Source organism: Streptomyces cupreus (assembly GCF_014257025.1).
Taxonomy (GTDB): domain Bacteria; phylum Actinomycetota; class Actinomycetes; order Streptomycetales; family Streptomycetaceae; genus Streptomyces; species Streptomyces cupreus.
Map to the genome: position 1 here is coordinate 1 of NZ_JACMSF010000055.1, position 16797 is coordinate 16797.

Genomic DNA, 16797 nt, shown 5'->3' on the forward strand with positions numbered 1-16797 from the left:
CCGGGACACACCAACGCGCCGTTCAGGTGCCGACGGCATGAGGAGCAGTAGTCCATCTGGGTCTTCCTGGTTGACTGCGCCGTCGGCCTCGCTCGGCCCCGGCCTGGTCCCGCTCGTACAGGGGATCGAGCGGCCAGCAACGCTAGCGAGGCTTTCGAGATGCTGTATGTAGCTTGTGTGATGCTCCTGCATGGATTTCGACTGGGTCGTGACAGTTGCAAGCGCACACCTTCACGATGGTGTTGATCTTGCGGTCATCTCTGCACACTGTCGGGACGGGACGACCACTGAGACCCCACCGGGACCAGCCGAGTCGTTTGCTGTGACAAATCTGCGGGTCTGCGCGCAGAAGTACGCGGTAAGTGCGTGGAGTGCGGATTCCGGATCGAGTGTGCCGCTCCACCGGACCGAGGGGGAGGCGCGTGACAGCAGTCAGGTACCGAAGGTTGCGGCATTCCGGGGCGCGCCGGCAGGAATTCACCGACGCGGTGGCTGGCGCGCGCAACGGGAACGAGGAAGACTTCAGGACCCTCTACCGCACGCTGCACCCCGCGCTGCTGGGCTACCTGACCGCCCGGCTGGGAAGCAGCGAGGCAGCCGAGGAGGCGGCCTCTGCGGTATGGCGGGAGATCGCCAACGGAGTGTTCTCCTTCCACGGCGACGGAACCGACTTCCGCATCTGGGCCGCGTCCCTCACCCGAAGGCAGACAGCGCACTGCCCGCGGCCGGACCGCGCCGATGCTCACGCGGGCAGTCCCGATGACGTGTGGCGCCCACTGTCTGCCCTGCCTCCGGACTTGGCGGATGCGCTGCTGCTGCGCCAGGTCGTCGGTCTGGACGACACGGCAGCCGCGCAGGTCCTCAGCACCACCGCCGAGTCCGTGCAGGCCGCAAGCCAGCGCGCCCGGTGGCTCGTGGCCGACTGCCTCGCTTCCCGCCCCACGCCCGGCGACCCCCGCACGGAGTGGGCGTGCACGTGGTGCTGACACCCTTCGGCGAGGCCGCGCCCTCGCCGAGGGGTGTGACATGCGCGGCACCTGTGGCGCTGAAAAACGTGGGCCCTCCGACCGGCCGGCGACGTCCCCCGCGCCTGCCCCCTGCGCCGGGCGGCGTCTGCGCGTCATCAGGATCTCTGTACGCTGGGCGTCTGCTTGGGCAATCGCGTTGATACCGGCAGATTCCAGGGCAGGACGACTGCCTTGTTGCCGGGTCGAAGGGGGATGTGGTCGTGCTGGTGGCGGATCGGTATCGCCTGGACTCCGCGCTGGGACGCGGCGCGATGGGCGAGGTGTGGCGTGCCACCGACGAGACCCTGGGCCGGGACGTGGCGGTGAAGCTGCTGCGCACGGACGAAGCCGCGGAGACGGACGGCGAGCGCTTCCGGCAGGAGGCGCAGACCGCGGCCCGGCTCAACCATCCCCACGTGGTCAGCGTCTACGACTTCGGCTCCCACTACGGGCAGCTCTACTTGGTCATGGAACTGGTCGACGGCTGGAGCCTGGCCCAGGAACGGTCCCTGCGCGGCATCCTGGACGCGCAGGAGACGGCGAGGATCGGAGCGCAGATGGCCGCGGGCCTGGCCGCCGCGCACCGCCAGGGCGTGATCCACCGGGACATCAAGCCCGCCAACGTGATGCTGACGGCCGACCGCGCCGTGAAGATCGCCGACTTCGGGATCGCCCGCTTCGCCGACGACGCCGCCGCCACGCTGACCGCCACCGGGGCGATCCTCGGCACGAGCGCCTACCTGGCGCCCGAGCGCGCCCTGGGCCGGCCCGCCCAGCCCGCCTCGGACATGTACGCGCTGGGCTGCGTGCTGTACGAACTGCTCACCGGCCGCCCCCCCCCCGTTCACCGGCGACACCACCCTGGCCGTGGTTCATCAGCACGTCGACGCCGCGCCCGTCCCGCCCTCCCGGCTGCGCCCCGAGACACCCGGGCCGATCGACGACTACATCCTCGGTCTGCTGGCGAAGGACCCGGCGCAACGCCCCACCGCCGACCAGGCCGCCGCCTGGCTGGCCAACCCACCCGAGCACACACCCTGGGCCCCGCACGACGAGCCCGGCACGGTCGCCATGCCGGTGCCCCCTCCCGCGGCACGTCCCCCGCGCGCCGAAGGCCACCGCACGGCACGGCCGCGTCCTGGCAGGCGCTCCGGAGCCTCACCCAGAGTGCTGCTCGCCGCCGGCGGCATCGTCTTGTTCGCCGTGTCGACGCTCATCGGGACGGCACTGGCATCGGGTGACGAGGGCGGCACCGCTCCTGCCCCCGCCGGCACCCCACCCTCCACGTCCTCCTCACCGGCTGCCGAGCCCACCACACCTGCGCCCGTCACCCCTGCGTCCTCCTCACCGTCAGTCGACGCGGAACAGGCGCGGAGAGAGGCGAAAGCGCAGCGCAAGGCGGCCGAGGAGGAACGCAGGCGACTTGAGGAAGAGCGCCAGGAGAAGCAGGAAGAGGACGACGACTGAGCACTCTGTTCGTGACTTTCAAACGGCGGGACCGGTTCTAGGTTCCGCGTGGGCTCTTGTGCCCGCCCTCGCCCTGCGCGGCCTTGAGGTCGGCGAGGAGTTCGGCCTGGCCGGCCAGGACTCCGGAGAGGATGGTGCGGGCGATCCGGAGCAGTTCCGCGACGTGCGGGCTGGTCAGCGAGTAGTACACGGTCGAGCCCTCCTTGCGGGTCACGACCAGGTTCGCCCGGCGCAGCACCGCGAGCTGCTGGGAGAGGTGGGCGGGTTCGATGCCCACCTCGGGCAGCATCTCGGCGACCGCGTGCTCGCGCTCGCTCAGCAGCTCCAGGACCCGGATGCGGGCCGGGTGACCGAGGGTCTTGAAGAACTCGGCCTTCAGTTGGTACAGCGGCGTACTCACCTTGCCGCCTCCCCCGAACAGCGCGGCCCCGTCGGCCCGCCCTCGGCCCCTCGCATCCACCCATTCGTCAAGAACATGCGGCCCATCTTCGCCTGTGGCTCCGGCGGCACCGAATCCGCACCGGGAATTCGGCAGAGGGCTCAGTTCACGGCCTTCGCCACGAGCTCCCCGATTCGTGCCTCGTCCGCGGCCGTGAGGCGGGTGAGGGCGAAGGCGGTCGGCCACATGGTGCCCTCGTCGAGGTCGGCGGAGTCGTTGAAGCCGAAGGTCGCGTACCGGGCGTTGAACTTCTGCGCGCTCTGGAAGAAACAGACGACCTTGCCGTTCTTGGCGTAGGCGGGCATGCCGTACCAGAGCTTCGGCGCGAGCTCGGGGGCGTGGGCCTTGACGACGGCGTGGATGCGCTCGGCCATGACCCGGTCCGAGTCCCGCATCTCGGCGATCTTCGCGACCACGGCTGCCTCGTCCTGGGCGGCCTTGTCGGCGCGCGATCCGCGGCGGGCGGACGCCTTGACCTCCTGGGCGCGCTCCTTCATCGCGGCGCGCTCCTCGTCCGTCCACTGCTCGGACGTCGTGGTGTTCTTCGTGGACTGCTGTGCCTTCGTCATGGCAGGTTCCTTCCGGGGGTGTACGTCGTCGGGGTGGGGCTCTGTCGGGTCGTGGCGCCGAGCCGGTTCAGCAGATTGGTGACGCCGGTCATCAGGACGATCGCGGCGAGCCGGGTCTCGTCGTAGTGGGTGGCGGCCCTGTCCCAGATCTCATCGCTGACGGCGTCGGGACGGTCGGCCATCCGGGTGGCGGCCTCGGCCAGCTCCAGGGCCGCCCGCTGCGCGGGGGTGAAGTACGGGGTGTCCCGCCAGGCGGCGAGGGCGAGCAGCCGTTGGTCGCTCACTCCGGCCTCGCGGGCCGTCCGGGCGCCTTCGTCGACGTCGGCCGCGCACCCGTTTATCTGGCTGATCCTCAGGTGCACCAGCTCCAGCGTCTGAATGTCCACGCCCGCGGAGTGCACGGCCTTGAGGATCTCCTGGAGGGGCTGGGCCGCGTCGGACAGGACGACGGTGGGGTTCCGCATACGGGGCCGCACTGCGCTCTCCTTCGCTTCCGGTTCGGTGCCCCGTTCCGTCGGGGCGTGACTCCATGACAGCCCGGCCCGGCTGCCCGGGCCATGGCGATGGGACGGCCTGGGACAGCGGAACAGGCCTTGACCTGCGGCGACCGCGCTGGGAAGACTTCTTTCGCCGTGGGACGGAAAGACGGGGGACAACGATGGACGCGTCCAAGGCTGATCCACAGGAGGAGCTGGCGGCCCGGCTGCGCATGCTCCAGGAGCTCTCCGGGCTCGGCGTACGGGCCCTCGCGCGGGACGCCGGGCTGAGCTCCTCCTCGCTGTCGCGCTACCTCAACGGCCAAACGATGCCGCCCTGGCCCGCGGTGGTCGCGCTCTGCCGCCTCGTCAAGCGCGACCCCCGGCCGCTGCGCCCGCTGTGGGAGCGGACCTCCAACCCGCTGCCGGCACCCCCGAAGAGCAGCCGCTTGGCCCGGCCTGCGCCCCGGAACGATCTGCCGCGTGACGTGCCCGACTTCACCGGGCGCGAGGAGGCGCTGGCCGCCGTGTTCGCGGCGGTCGACAGCCATCGGGCGGTCTCCGTCGACGGCATGGCGGGCGTCGGCAAGACCTCCCTGGCCGTGCACGCGGCGCACCGGCTCGCCGCCGACTTCCCGGATGCTCAGCTCTATGTGGATCTGCACGGGTTCACCGAGGGCCGGCCCCCGCTGGACCCCGACTCGGCGCTGCGGATGCTGCTCGGCGCGCTGGACGTCCCCTCCGAGCGGGTTCCGCAGGAGGGTCTTGAGCAACTGGCCGCCTGCTGGCGGGCGGAGCTGGCCGGGCGGCGCGTCGTCGTGGTCCTCGACAACGCCGTCGACGCGGAACAGGTCCGCCCGCTGCTGCCCGGCGCCGGCGCGTCCGTCGCCCTGATCACCAGCCGCAACCGCCTGCTCGGCCTGGACGAGGTGCCCCCGGTCTCGCTCGATGTGCTGAGCGCCGAGGAGAGCGCGCAACTGCTGGCCCGGGCCAGCGGCGACCCGGGCGGCCCGGAGGGCAGGCTGGCCCGCGATCCGGACTCTGCCGCCGAGGTACTGCGGCTGTGCGGAAGGCTGCCGCTGGCCCTGCGTCTCGCCGGGGCCCGGCTGCGGCACCGGCCGGGCTGGACCGTGGGCATCCTGGTCGAGCGGCTGGCCGAGGGCACGGACGAGTTCGACACCGCGTTCGCCATGTCGGTACGGCAGTTGGACCGGCGGCATGCCCGGCTGTTCCGGATGCTGGGGCTGCTGCCCGGGGAGTCCTTCGACGAGTACCTGGTGGCGGCGCTGGCGGAGGTTCCGGTGCGCGGCGCCCGGGCGATGCTGGAGGACCTGGTCGACGCGCACCTCGTCCAGCAGCCGACGCCGGGCGGCTACCGCCTGCACGACCTGGTGCATCAGCACGCGCGCCGGGCCTCGGCCGACCAGGACCCGGCGGCCGAGCGGGAACGGGCCCTGGTCCGGGTGCTGGACTACTACGTCCACGCGGCGGCCGCCGCCGACGCCGCGATGCCGTTCGTCTCCCCCGCCCGCCCGGTCTCGGCGGGCCCCGCCCCGGCGGAACTGCCCCGGTTCGCGGACAAGAACGCGGCGATGAGCTGGCTCGCCTCGCACTACGGCGACCTCATCGCCGCGTTCGAGACGGCTGCCACCATCGGCGCCGACGTCCATGTGTGCGAGCTGCCGCGGTTCCTGCGGGCGTACTTCGCGCGCCGCTGCGGCACGACGCATCTCAACGTCCTCTTCGAACGGTCGCTGGCCGCCGCCGAGCGCCTCGGCGACCCGCTGCTGGTGGCGGAGGCGTACAGCGATCTGGGCTTCGCGCGCTACAACGCGGGCCGGGCGGCGGAGGCCACCGAGGCCTACGAGGCGGCCGCAGCGCGGGTGGCCGAGGCGGGGGACGCCCGGGTGGAGGCCGAGCTGACCCTGCGCCGCGGCTACCTCGGCTGGGACGCCGGGCAGGTCGAGGAGCCGCTGGAACTCTTCCGGCTGGCGGGGAAGTTGTACGCGAACGCCCACTGCCCCGAGGGCTCGGCCCACGCCGCCGCCTCGGAGGCCTGGGCCCTGCTGCAACTGGGCCACCGCGAGGAGGCGGCGCGGCTGGCCCGGGAGGTGCTGGACGTTCCGCACTCCGACCCCGCGTGGCCGCCCGCGCTGACGGCCCGGATCACCCTCGGCGTGGCCCTGGCCCGCGAGACCCCCGACGAGGCGGCGGAACACCTGCGCCGGGCACTGGAGTCGGCCCGCGAGGACGGGCATCTGCACAACCAGGCCTGGTGCCTGAACTGCCTGGGCGTCGCGCTGCGGCAGATGGGCCGCTACGACGAGGCCCTGGCCGGCCACAGGGCGGCGTTCGCACTCCTCGACGAACTCTTCGAGGAGCACTGGAAGATCCATTTCCTCAACGGCTACGCCGAGACCTGCCGCCTCGCGGGCCTGCCCGACGAGGCCCTACGACTGCACCGGCGGGCCCTGGAACTGGGCCCGAGGCTGGGCAACCGGCACGAGGAGGCGCTGGCGCACGAAGGCATCGCGGAGTTGCTGGACGAGACGGACCCGGCAGGTGCCGCCGAGCATCGCGCCGCGGGCAGGGCCCTGCTTCAGGGACTCGCGAACTGACTACCGTGCCGCCGTCGTCTCGGACTCGGCGGGTGTGTCGCGTCGGGGCCGTCCCAGGAGGGCCGCCGCGACCACCGCTCCGACCACGGCCGTCGCCGCGCAGACCCAGAAGGAGACGGCCAGGGCGTCCGTGAACCCGTCGAAGGCGGCCTCGCGCAGCCGGTCGGACAGGGGCGGGTCCAGTCGGGCGGCCACCGCGGCGGCACCGGCGACCGAGTCCGAGGCGACCTGGCCCGCCTCGCCGCCGAGTCGGTCGGTGACCGAGGAGACGCGGTCGTCGTGGACGGAATCGTGAAGGACACCGCCGTCGCCACCGAAGTGACGCCCGTGAAGAGGTGGTCGCGGAACAGTCCCAGGTCGATCAGCGGCTGGGCCGTGCGGGCCTCCCCTGCGAATTCGAGCCTGCAGGGGCCGCCGAGCATCGAGCCGCGGGCAGACCTGGGCGTCGCGCTACGGCAGATGGGCCTGACATCCCAATTCAGCCAGCGGCCGGAAAACCATCGATAAACCGGGAATGAAAGGCGTCGACCGACCCACTATACACCGGATGTATACACTCCATGTATAGTCTCGGCATGCCTTCTCCGACCAAGAAGATGAAGAAAACGGGGGCCGCGTTCCTCGCCGCCATGACCTTGTCCGCCGCCCTGGCGCTGACGGGGTGCACACGTCTCGACACCACCTCGCCTGCCGACGCCCGCGCCGGCGCCGCCATCGACGTCCAGGCCCGGGCGGCCGGAACCGTCGACTGCGAGGAGGTCAAGTGCATAGCGCTGACCTTCGACGCCGGGCCGAGCGAGAACTCGCCGCGGCTGCTGGACATCCTGAAGGAGGAACAGGTCCCGGCGACCTTCTTCCTGCTCGGCAAGCGGCACATCGAGAAGTACCCGGAGCTCGTGAAGCGGATGGCGGACGAGGGGCACGAGGTGGCCAGCCACACCTGGGACCACAAGATCCTCACCGAGCTCGGACCGGAGGAGATACGCGAGGAGTTGGAGCGGCCGAACAAGGAGATAGAGCGCCTGACAGGGCGTCGCCCGACGCTCATGCGCCCGCCCCAGGGCCGTACGAACGACACCGTGCACAAGATCTGCCGTGAGCTGGGGGTCGCGGAGGTGCTGTGGAGCGTGACCGCGAAGGACTACAAGACCAATGACTCGGCCCTGATCCACCAGCGGGTCCTCGAACAGTCGTCGAGGGACGGGATCATCCTGCTGCACGACATCTATCCGGGCACGGTGCCCGCGGTGCCCGGCATCATCAAGGCCCTCAAGAAGCAGGGGTATGTGTTCGTGACCGTGCCGCAGTTGCTCGCCCCGGGGAAGGCCGAGCCCGGGAAGGTCTACCGGCCCTGAGAGCCTGAGTCACCAGGTGGGCCAGGTGTGTGAGCCGTATACGAGCACGCGGTTGAGCAGGCCGGATTCCCTAGGATCGTACGGTGGTCAACTTTCAGCTCGAACGCACGGCGCCGCTCTCCCCCGACGAGGCCTGGCGCCGCCTGACCGAGTGGCCCCGCCATGGGGACGTGGTCCCGCTGACCCGCGTCACCGTGGTCACGCCCGGGCCGAACCGGGAGGGCACGGTCTTCGTGGCGCGTTCGGGCCTCGGTCCGCTCGCCTTCGACGACCGGATGGAGGTCACCGTGTGGCGTCCACCCGCCGAGGACACCCCTGGTCTGTGCCGACTGGAGAAGCGGGGGCGGGTGGTGTTCGGTTGGGCGGAGATCGAGGTGCGCCCGGGTCCGGGCGGGCGGGCGCGTGTGGTGTGGCGCGAGGAGCTGCGGGTCCGGCTGCTTCCGCGGCTCTTCGACGGGCCGCTGCGGACGGCGGCGCGGTATGTCTTCGGGCGGGCGGTGAACCGCCTGCTGCGCCGGGCTTGAGACCTGCCTGACAGACTGGGCGTCATGATCTCAAACCAAGCCGCGGGACCGGCAGTTGACGAGGTCGAGTCGCTCGCGGCGGACGCGCTGCGCTGGCTGCTCGCACAGGCGCGGGACGTCGGGGACGGCGGCCTCGGCTGGCCCGTGCGTCCCTCCGACGAGGCGCCGGACCCGATGTTCTACAACGGCACGGCCGGGGTCGTCCCGGTGCTGCTGGAGGCGTGGCGGTTCTTCGACGACGACGCCTACGCCGACACCGCCCTGCGCGCGGCCCATGGTCTCGCCGCCGCCGTCGAGGACACGGAGGACTGCTCCCTGTACTTCGGGCTCACCGGCATGGCGCTAGCGCTGCGGGCCGTCGACGAAGAACTGGGCGACCGTGCCGCCGCTGCCGCCGCGGACCGGGCCATGGCTCTCGTGCGGTCACGTTTCGACGGGACGCGCTGGGGCGAGCTGTTCGAGCTGATGGGCGGCAACGCCGGGATCGGCCTCGGCGCGCTGGTGCTCGGCGACACGGAGTTCGCCGTACGGGCCGTGGAGCCGTATCTCGACGCGGCGGAGCCCACCCCGGCGGGCGTGCGGTGGGCCTTCCGGCCCGGTGTGACCGGGCGGATGCATCACCTCTCGCACGGCACGCTCGGCATCGTTCCGGCGCTGGCCGCGATCGGGGTCGCGTCCGGCCGCGCGGACCTCGTCGAGCTGGCGCTTGCGGGTGCTGCGGACGTCGTCTCCCGGGACGAGGCGGGGCCCGACGGCTTCCTGGTCCCGCACTCCGACCCGCGGCACGGCGGTGAGCGGGCCGCACGCTACAACTACGGCTGGTGCCACGGCCCGGCCGGTGACGCCCAGGTGTTCCGGCTGCTGCGGGACGCCCTCGACGACTCCGCCTGGTCGGCGCTGGCCGACCGCTGCTGGCACACCGTCACCCGCTCCGGGCTGCCGGCGCGGCTGAGCCCCGGTTTCTGGGACAACAACGGCCGCTGCTGCGGCACGGCCGGCGTCCTGGCCCTCGCCTGCGACCGGATCGCCGAGCAGGACGACGCCCCGGACTTCGCCGGGATCCTGGTCACGGACCTCGCCGCGCGGGCCACCCGGGACGCGGACGGCGCCCGCTGGTCGAACGTGGAGCACCGGGCCACCCCGAGCGAGCTGGAACCGGAGACCGGCTGGGCGATGGGCAACGCGGGCATCGCGCGTGAACTGCTGCGCTGGGTACGGCTGAGCCGGGGCGGCGCCCCGGACTACGCCTTCGCCTGGCCCGATCAGCCCGCAGTGCGGTGGGACGTCGCTCAGGCCACCGAGCCGATGCGCCCGGCCGGTACGAAGGCCTCGTCGTGATGGATCGGTGTGTGGGCGCCGGTCAGTGACACCCCGCTGCCGCCACGGCGGCTCGCGACGATCTCGGAGGCGATCGACAGGGCGGTCTCCTCGGGCGTACGGGCGCCGAGGTCGAGGCCGATCGGGGACCTCAGGCGCGTCAGCTCCAGCTCGGTGACGCCGACTTCGCGCAGGCGTTCGTTACGGTCCAGGTGGGTGCGGCGCGAGCCCATCGCGCCGACGTAGGCGACGGGCAGGCGCAGGGCGAGCCGGAGCAGGGGTACGTCGAACTTGGCATCGTGGGTGAGCACGCACAGGACCGTGCGGGCGTCGACCTGGGTGCGCTCCAGGTACTGGTGCGGCCACTCGACGACGATCTCGTCGGCCTCGGGGAAGCGGGCCTTGGTCGCGAAGACGGGCCGGGCGTCGCACACCGTCACGCGGTAGCCCAGGAACTTGCCGATCCGCACCAGCGCCGACGCGAAGTCGATCGCGCCGAAGACGATCATCCGGGGCGGCGGCACCGAGGACTCGACCAGCACCGTGAGCGGTGCTCCGCAGCGAGAGCCCTGCTCTCCGATCTCCAGGGTGCCGGTGCGCCCGGCGTCCAGGAAGGCGCCCGTCTCGGCGGCGACCGTGCGGTCCAGCTCGGGATGGGCGCCGAAGCCGCCGTCGTAGGAGCCGTCGGGGCGTACGACGAGCGCACGGCCCGTCAGTTCCCGCGGTCCGGAGACGATCCGCGCGACCGCCGCCGTCTCCCCACGTGCGGCGGCGGCCAGCGCCGCCATGATCACCGGGCGGGCCGGATCGGCGGCCCGTACCGGGGTGACCAGGATGTCGATGACGCCACCGCAGGTCAGGCCCACGGCGAAGGCGTCCTCGTCGCTGTAGCCGAAGCGCTCCAGGACGGTTTCGCCGTCCACCAGCGCCTGTTGGCACAGCTCGTACACCGCGCCCTCCACACAGCCGCCGGAGACCGAGCCGATCGCCGTGCCCTCGGTGTCCACCGCGAGCGCGGCGCCGGGTCGGCGGGGCGCGCTGCCGCCGACCGCGACCACGGTCGCCACGGCGAAGTCACGCCCCTGCTCGACCCACCGGTGCAGCTCTTCGGCGATGTCCAGCATCTCTCGGTCTCCTTAAGGCAGTTGTGTGGAGGGCTCTCGGCTAGTGCACGCCGAGCCAGCTCTCGATCGGGTTGAGGGCGAAGAACACCAGGAAGATCACCGTCAGGGCCCACATGAACGCCCCGATCTCGCGGACCTTGCCCTGGGCGGTCTTGATGGCGACGTACGAGATGACGCCGGCCGCGACGCCCGCGGTGATGGAGTAGGTGAACGGCATGATCACGACGGTCAGGAAGACCGGGATCGCGGTGGCGCGGTTGCCCCAGTCCACGTGCCGGGCGTTCATCATCATCATGGCGCCGATGACGACCAGGGCCGCCGCCGCGACCTCGCCGGGCACGATCGCCGTGAGCGGGGTGAAGAAGAGACAGGCCGCGAAGAACAGACCGGTGACGACCGAGGACAGGCCCGTACGGGCGCCCTCGCCGACGCCGGTCGCCGATTCGACGAAGACGGTCTGGCCGGAGGCGCCGGAGACGCCGCCGATCGCGCCGCCCGCGCCGTCGATGAACAGCGCCTTGGACAGGCCCGGCATCCGGCCCTTGTCGTCGGCGAGCCTGGCCTCGGTGCCGACGCCGATGATCGTGGCCATCGCGTCGAAGAACCCGGCGAGCACCAGCGTGAACACGATCATGCCGACCGTCATCGCGCCGACCTCGCCCCAGCCGCCGAACTCGACGTCACCGAAGATCGAGAAGTCCGGCATGGACACCGCGCTGCCCTGCAGCTCGGGAGCGCCGCTCGCCCACTGCTTGGGGTCGATGACGTCGAACGCGTTGAGGGCGACGGCCAGTACGGTGCCGCCGACGATGCCGATCAGAATCGCGCCGGGGACGCCACGGGCCTGGAGCATGAAGATGGCCAGCAGGGTCGCGGCGAACAACAGCACGGGCCAGCCGGCCAGTTCGCCCGTAGGTCCGAGGGTGACCGGGGTGCCCTCGCCCTGGTGCACGAAGCCGGCCTTGTAGAAGCCGATCAGGGCGATGAACAGGCCGATGCCCATGGTGATCGCGTGCTTGAGCGCGAGCGGGATCGCGTTCATGATCATCTCGCGCAGGCCGGTGACGACCAGCAGCATGATGACCACGCCGTACATCACGCACATGCCCATGGCCTGCGGCCAGGTCATCTGCGGGGCGACCTGCGAGGCGAGGACGCCGGAGACGGAGAGGCCGGCGGCGAGGGCGAGCGGCACCTTGCCGAAGAAGCCCATCAGCAGCGTGGTGAAGGCCGCCGCGAACGCGGTCGCGGTGATCAGGGCCTTCTGGGCGAGCGTGTCCCCTGCCGCGTCCTTGCCGGACAGGATCAGGGGGTTGAGCAGGAGGATGTACGCCATCGCCATGAAGGTAGTGACGCCGCCGCGCACTTCGCGCGCGACCGTGGAGCCTCGCTTGGATATGTGAAAGTACCGGTCGAGCCAAGACCGTCCGGCCGGGACGAGGGTGCCTTCACCCGCGTCTTCGGCGACGGTCTTCGGCTCCAGTGACTGCTGGGTCATGTGGGCCTACTCCCAAGGTTCACAGGGGCACCCGTATGGGGAACCGCAGGCGCGGCTACGGGATTTGGGAAGGTGCTTCGGCCGCACGACCCGGGGGACGGCCCGAGACGAACGATCTGGTTACTCCGGGCGGCGCGGCGAAGTGTGACGTTCCCGGTGCCGCCCGGAGGGACTTGCGGTATTTCGCTACGCCTGACCGGTGAGGTGTTCCGGTCGTACCGGCGTCCTGTTCAGCTCCAGTCCCGTCGCGTTGCGGATCGCCGCGAGGACGGCCGGAGTCGAGGACAGCGTGGGGGCCTCGCCGATGCCGCGGAGCCCGTATGGGGCGTGCTCGTCGGCGAGTTCGAGCACGTCGACCGGGATGATCGGCGTGTCGAGAATCGTGGGAAGCAGATAGTCCGTGAAGGACGGGTTCCTGACCTTCGCGGTCTTGGGATCGACGACGATCTCCTCCATCACCGCGATGCCCATGCCCTGCAGAGTGCCGCCCTGGATCTGGCCGAGGACGGACAGCGGGTTGAGGGCCTTGCCGACGTCCTGGGCGCAGGCCAGCTCGATGACCTTGACCAGGCCGAGCTCGGTGTCGACCTCGACGACCGCGCGGTGCGCCGCGAAGGAGTACTGGACGTGGCCGTTGCCCTGGCCGGTGCGCAGGTCGAAGGCCTCGGTCGGCCGGTGCCGCCACTCCTCCTCGACCTCGACGGACTCGTTCTCCAGCACGTCCACCAGGTCGGCGAGGACCTCGCCGCCATCGGTGACGACCTTGCCGCCCTCCAGAAGCAGCTCCGCCGTCGCCCAAGCCGGGTGGTAGGAGCCGAACTTGCGGCGCCCGATCTCCAGGACCCGCTCGCGCACCAGCTCGCAGGCGTTCTTCACGGCGCCGCCGGTGACGTACGTCTGACGCGAGGCCGACGTGGAACCCGCCGAGCCCACCTGCGTATCCGCCGGGTGAATGGTCACCTGGGTGACGCCCAGCTCGGTGCGGGCGATCTGCGCGTGGACGGTGACACCGCCCTGGCCCACCTCCGCCATCGCGGTGTGCACGGTCGCGACGGGCTCGCCGCCCACGACCTCCATGCGCACCTTGGCGGTGGAGTAGTCGTCGAAGCCCTCGGAGAAGCCGACGTTCTTGATGCCGACCGCGTAGCCGATCCCGCGCACGACGCCTTCACCGTGCGTGGTGTTGGACAGACCGCCGGGCAGCTGGCGTACGTCCGCGCCCTCGCTGGACTCCCACTGACGCTCCGGAGGGAGCGGCATCGCCTTGACGCGGCGCAGGAGTTCGGCGACCGGGGCCGGAGAGTCGACGGGCTGGCCCGTCGGCATGATGGTGCCCTGCTCCATGGCGTTGAGCTGCCGGAACTCCACCGGGTCCATGCCCAGCTTCGCCGCCAGCTTGTCCATCTGCGCCTCGTAGGCGAAGCACGCCTGGACCGCGCCGAAGCCGCGCATGGCGCCGCAGGGCGGGTTGTTGGTGTAGAGGGCGATGGCCTCGATGTCGACGTCGTCGATGACGTACGGACCGACGGACAGGGACGAGGCGTTGCCGACCACCGCCGGGGAGGCGGAGGCGTAGGCGCCGCCGTCCAGGACGATCCGGCACTTCATGTGCGTGATCTTGCCGTCCTTGGTGGCGCCGTGCTCGTAGTAGAGCTTCGCCGGGTGGCGGTGGACGTGTCCGAAGAAGGACTCGAAGCGGTTGTAGACGATCTTGACGGGCTTGCCGGTGCGCAGCGCCAGCAGACAGGCGTGGATCTGCATCGACAGGTCCTCGCGGCCGCCGAACGCGCCGCCGACGCCGGCCAGCGTCATGCGCACCTTCTTCTCGGGCAGGCCGAGGACGGGCGCGATCTGGCGCAGGTCGGAGTGAAGCCACTGGGTGGCGATGTAGAGGTGGACGCCGCCGTCCTCCTCCGGCACGGCGAGGCCGGACTCCGGGCCGAGGAAGGCCTGGTCCTGCATGCCGAAGGTGTACTCGCCCCTGACGATGACGTCGGCCTTCCTGGCGGCCTCGTCGGCGTTGCCGCGGACGATCGGCTGGCGGTGCACGATGTTCGGGTGCGGGACGTGGCCGGCGTGGTGGTCGTCGCGGCCCTCGTGGACGAGGATCGCGTCCGGCGCGGTCGCGGAGGCCTCATCAGTGATGACCGGCAGGTCGCGGTACTCGACGTGGATCTTCGCGGCGGCGCGGCGCGCGGTCTCCGGGTGGTCGGCGGCGACGATCGCCACCGGCTCGCCGTGGTGACGTACCTTGCCGTGGGCGAGAACCGGGGTGTCCTGGATCTCCAGGCCGTAGTTCTTCACCTCGGTGGGCAGGTCGTCGTAGGTCATGACGGCGTAGACGCCGGGCATGGCGAGGGCTTCGCTCGTGTCGATGGACACGATCTCGGCGTGGGCGACCGTCGATCTCAGGATCTGGCCCCAGAGCATGTCCTCGTGCCACATGTCGGACGAGTACGCGAACTCGCCGGTGACCTTGAGGGTGCCGTCCGGGCGGAGCGTGGACTCACCGATGCCGCCCTTGGTCTGGGACCCCTGGGTGATCTTCGTGGGAGTGCCGGTGGGGGCACCGCCCGCTTGAGCGAATTCGAAAGTGGGGGAGGGCATCGGGCTCAGACCGCCTCTCCCTGCCGGGCGGCCGCGAGGCGGACCGCGTCCATGATCTTCTCGTAGCCGGTGCAGCGGCACAGGTTGCCCGAGAGCGCCTCGCGGATGTCCGCGTCGCTCGGGTTGGGGTTGCGCTCCAGCATCTCGTCGGCCGCGACCAGCAGACCCGGGGTGCAGAAGCCGCACTGGACGGCGCCGGCGTCGATGAACGCCTGCTGGATCGGAGAGAGCGCTGCGCGCGGGGATGAGCCGGTGCCCTCGCCGGTCTGCGAGTCCTGGCCCTCGGCGGTGCCGCAGGCACCCGTACCGCAGGAACGCTGCTTGGCGAAGTCCGCGAGCCCCTCGACGGTCACGACCTCACGGCCCTCGACCTGACCGGCGGCGACCAGACAGGAACACACCGGGACGCCGTCGAGGCGGACCGTGCAGGAACCGCACTCGCCCTGCTCACAGGCGTTCTTGGAACCGGGAAGGCCCAGCCGCTCGCGCAGCACGTACAGCAGGGACTCGCCCTCCCACACGTCGTCGGCTTCCTGCGGACGTCCGTTGACAGTGAAGTTGACACGCATCAGGCGACTCCCTCCGTGTGGGCGGCGGTGCCGCGGTAGGACTCCCAGGTCCAGGTCAGCGTGCGGCGTGCCATGATGCCGACGGCGTGGCGGCGGTAGCTCGCGGTACCCCGGACGTCGTCGATCGGGTTGCAGGCGGCGGAGCACAGGTCCGCGAACTGCTTGGCTACCGACGGGGTGATGATCTCGCCGTTGTCCCAGAAGCCGCCCTCTTCCAGCGCGGCGTTCAGGAACTCCTCGGCGGCCTTGGCCCGCACGGGCGTGGGCGCGGCCGAGCCGATGCCGGTACGCACGGTCCGCGTCCCGGGGTGCAGCGCGAGCCCGAAGGCGCACACGGCGATGACCATGGCGTTGCGCGTGCCCACCTTCGAGAACTGCTGGGGCCCGTCCGCCTTGTCGATGTGCACCGCGCGGATCAGCTCGTCGGGCGCGAGCGCGTTGCGCTTCACGCCGGTGTAGAACTCGTCGATCGGGATACGGCGGCTGCCGCGCACCGACTCGACCTCGACCTCGGCACCGGCCGCGAGGAGCGCGGGGTGGGCGTCGCCGGCCGGGGAGGCGGTGCCGAGGTTGCCGCCGACGCCGCCGCGGTTACGGATCTGCGGGGAGGCGACCGTGTGCGAGGCGAGGGCGAGACCCGGCAGCTCGGCGCGCAGGTTCTCCATGATCTGGGTGTACGGGACGGAGGCGCCGAGCCGCACACTCTCCTCGCCGACCTCCCACTCGTAGAGGTCGCCGATGCGGTTGAGGTCCAGGAGGTACTCGGGCCGGCGGTGGTCGAAGTTGATCTCGACCATCACATCGGTGCCACCCGCAATCGGCACAGCGGTGGGGTGCTCGGCCTTCGCGGCGAGCGCCTCCTCCCAGCTGGCGGGGCGAAGGAAGTCCATGACCGGCTCTCTTCTTCGTCTCGTGGGTCGTACAGATTGAGCCAATCCGTGTGCGGCGGGCCCGGCTCGTTCATGTGCTGTTAACGCGGAGTGAGGTCAGTACACAGCGCCGTCCTCCACCGGGGTCAGTCACGGAAACCATGAAGGAGTTGGCTGGCCAGGCCGGTCATCTTGTAGATTCGTATGAACGGAGGTCATCAGTAACCTCCTGGTTTTCCTCTGGAAACGTGCGACGCACACCACGTGACCTGGGACACAGCCGAAACGCGACCCACGCGTCGGCGAGCATGGCTCACCGGCCCGCCGGACGGACCCGGGACCTCAACCATCCACCTAG

The 16797-nt window shown here is 71.1% G+C and carries 16 protein-coding genes; 7 read left to right on the plus strand and 9 right to left on the minus strand.

The genetic code is table 11. The annotated features are described in order from the left end of the window. Positions 1–422: 422 nt before the first annotated feature. The 3 genes from H4N64_RS34780 to H4N64_RS45825 all read left to right on the plus strand — a co-directional run bounded on the left by H4N64_RS34780 (position 423) and on the right by H4N64_RS45825 (position 2474). A complete protein-coding gene (locus H4N64_RS34780) occupies positions 423–986 on the plus strand; it encodes a sigma factor (protein WP_186286522.1) in 564 nt (187 codons plus the stop codon). A 242-nt stretch (positions 987–1228) separates the two neighbouring features. Continuing rightward, on the plus strand, positions 1229–2248 hold the full coding sequence (locus H4N64_RS34785; RefSeq protein ID WP_336246884.1) for a serine/threonine-protein kinase: 1020 nt from the start codon (positions 1229–1231) through the stop codon (positions 2246–2248). Next, the gene (locus tag H4N64_RS45825) at positions 2211–2474 is read left to right on the plus strand and encodes a hypothetical protein (protein ID WP_260860155.1); all 264 of its coding nucleotides are present in this window, start codon (positions 2211–2213) and stop codon (positions 2472–2474) included. Before H4N64_RS34785 ends, H4N64_RS45825 begins: the two co-directional genes overlap by 38 nt. A 37-nt stretch (positions 2475–2511) precedes the next feature. Here H4N64_RS45825 and H4N64_RS34790 read toward each other — a convergent pair whose 3' ends face one another. The 3 genes from H4N64_RS34790 to H4N64_RS34800 all read right to left on the minus strand — a co-directional run bounded on the left by H4N64_RS34790 (position 2512) and on the right by H4N64_RS34800 (position 3958). Continuing rightward, on the minus strand, positions 2512–2874 hold the full coding sequence (locus H4N64_RS34790; RefSeq protein ID WP_186286523.1) for a metalloregulator ArsR/SmtB family transcription factor: 363 nt from the start codon (positions 2872–2874) through the stop codon (positions 2512–2514). A gap of 140 nt (positions 2875–3014) precedes the next feature. Then, positions 3015–3482, minus strand: a complete 468-nt coding sequence (locus H4N64_RS34795; protein WP_186286524.1) for an iron chaperone — start codon at positions 3480–3482, stop codon at positions 3015–3017. Beyond that, positions 3479–3958 carry a carboxymuconolactone decarboxylase family protein gene (locus tag H4N64_RS34800; RefSeq protein WP_186286525.1) on the minus strand — a complete coding sequence of 160 codons (480 nt, stop codon included), beginning with the start codon at positions 3956–3958 and terminating at the stop codon, positions 3479–3481. The genes H4N64_RS34795 and H4N64_RS34800 overlap by 4 nt, the downstream gene beginning before the upstream one ends. A gap of 182 nt (positions 3959–4140) precedes the next feature. Here H4N64_RS34800 and H4N64_RS34805 point away from each other — a divergent pair, with 182 nt between their 5' ends. After that, complete coding sequence (locus H4N64_RS34805) at positions 4141–6576, plus strand: ATP-binding protein (RefSeq protein ID WP_186286526.1); 2436 nt, start codon at positions 4141–4143, stop codon at positions 6574–6576. Here the strand turns inward: H4N64_RS34805 and H4N64_RS34810 are convergent, their stop codons facing one another. Further along, the gene (locus H4N64_RS34810; RefSeq protein ID WP_186286527.1) at positions 6577–6771 is read right to left on the minus strand and encodes a hypothetical protein; all 195 of its coding nucleotides are present in this window, start codon (positions 6769–6771) and stop codon (positions 6577–6579) included. It abuts the gene before it with no gap. Positions 6772–7151: 380 nt separating this feature from the next. On the opposite strand from H4N64_RS34810, the gene H4N64_RS34815 reads away from it, so the two are divergent. The 3 genes from H4N64_RS34815 to H4N64_RS34825 all read left to right on the plus strand — a co-directional run bounded on the left by H4N64_RS34815 (position 7152) and on the right by H4N64_RS34825 (position 9793). Next, the gene (locus H4N64_RS34815) at positions 7152–7931 is read left to right on the plus strand and encodes a polysaccharide deacetylase family protein (RefSeq protein WP_260860156.1); all 780 of its coding nucleotides are present in this window, start codon (positions 7152–7154) and stop codon (positions 7929–7931) included. 83 nt (positions 7932–8014) lie between these two features. Then, positions 8015–8455, plus strand: coding sequence for an SRPBCC family protein (locus H4N64_RS34820; protein WP_186286529.1), 441 nt, complete (start codon positions 8015–8017; stop codon positions 8453–8455). A 24-nt stretch (positions 8456–8479) separates the two neighbouring features. Then, positions 8480–9793, plus strand: a complete 1314-nt coding sequence (locus tag H4N64_RS34825) for a lanthionine synthetase LanC family protein (RefSeq protein WP_186286530.1) — start codon at positions 8480–8482, stop codon at positions 9791–9793. On the opposite strand, the gene H4N64_RS34830 is transcribed toward H4N64_RS34825, so the two are convergent. The 5 genes from H4N64_RS34830 to H4N64_RS34850 all read right to left on the minus strand — a co-directional run bounded on the left by H4N64_RS34830 (position 9745) and on the right by H4N64_RS34850 (position 16460). Next, complete coding sequence (locus tag H4N64_RS34830; protein ID WP_186286531.1) at positions 9745–10896, minus strand: XdhC family protein; 1152 nt, start codon at positions 10894–10896, stop codon at positions 9745–9747. The genes H4N64_RS34825 and H4N64_RS34830 overlap by 49 nt on opposite strands. A gap of 40 nt (positions 10897–10936) precedes the next feature. Further along, on the minus strand, positions 10937–12394 hold the full coding sequence (locus H4N64_RS34835) for an NCS2 family permease (RefSeq protein WP_186286532.1): 1458 nt from the start codon (positions 12392–12394) through the stop codon (positions 10937–10939). 186 nt (positions 12395–12580) lie between these two features. Further along, positions 12581–15001: a xanthine dehydrogenase family protein molybdopterin-binding subunit gene (locus tag H4N64_RS34840; protein WP_186286533.1), complete on the minus strand. Its 2421-nt coding sequence runs from the start codon at positions 14999–15001 to the stop codon at positions 12581–12583. Between the two features lie 5 nt (positions 15002–15006). Next, positions 15007–15570 (minus strand): (2Fe-2S)-binding protein, encoded by a 564-nt coding sequence (locus tag H4N64_RS34845; protein WP_186286534.1) that lies wholly within the window; start codon positions 15568–15570, stop codon positions 15007–15009. Beyond that, entirely contained in the window at positions 15570–16460 is an 891-nt protein-coding gene (locus tag H4N64_RS34850; RefSeq protein WP_186286535.1) for an FAD binding domain-containing protein, read from the minus strand. The genes H4N64_RS34845 and H4N64_RS34850 overlap by 1 nt, the downstream gene beginning before the upstream one ends. Positions 16461–16797 lie beyond the last annotated feature (337 nt).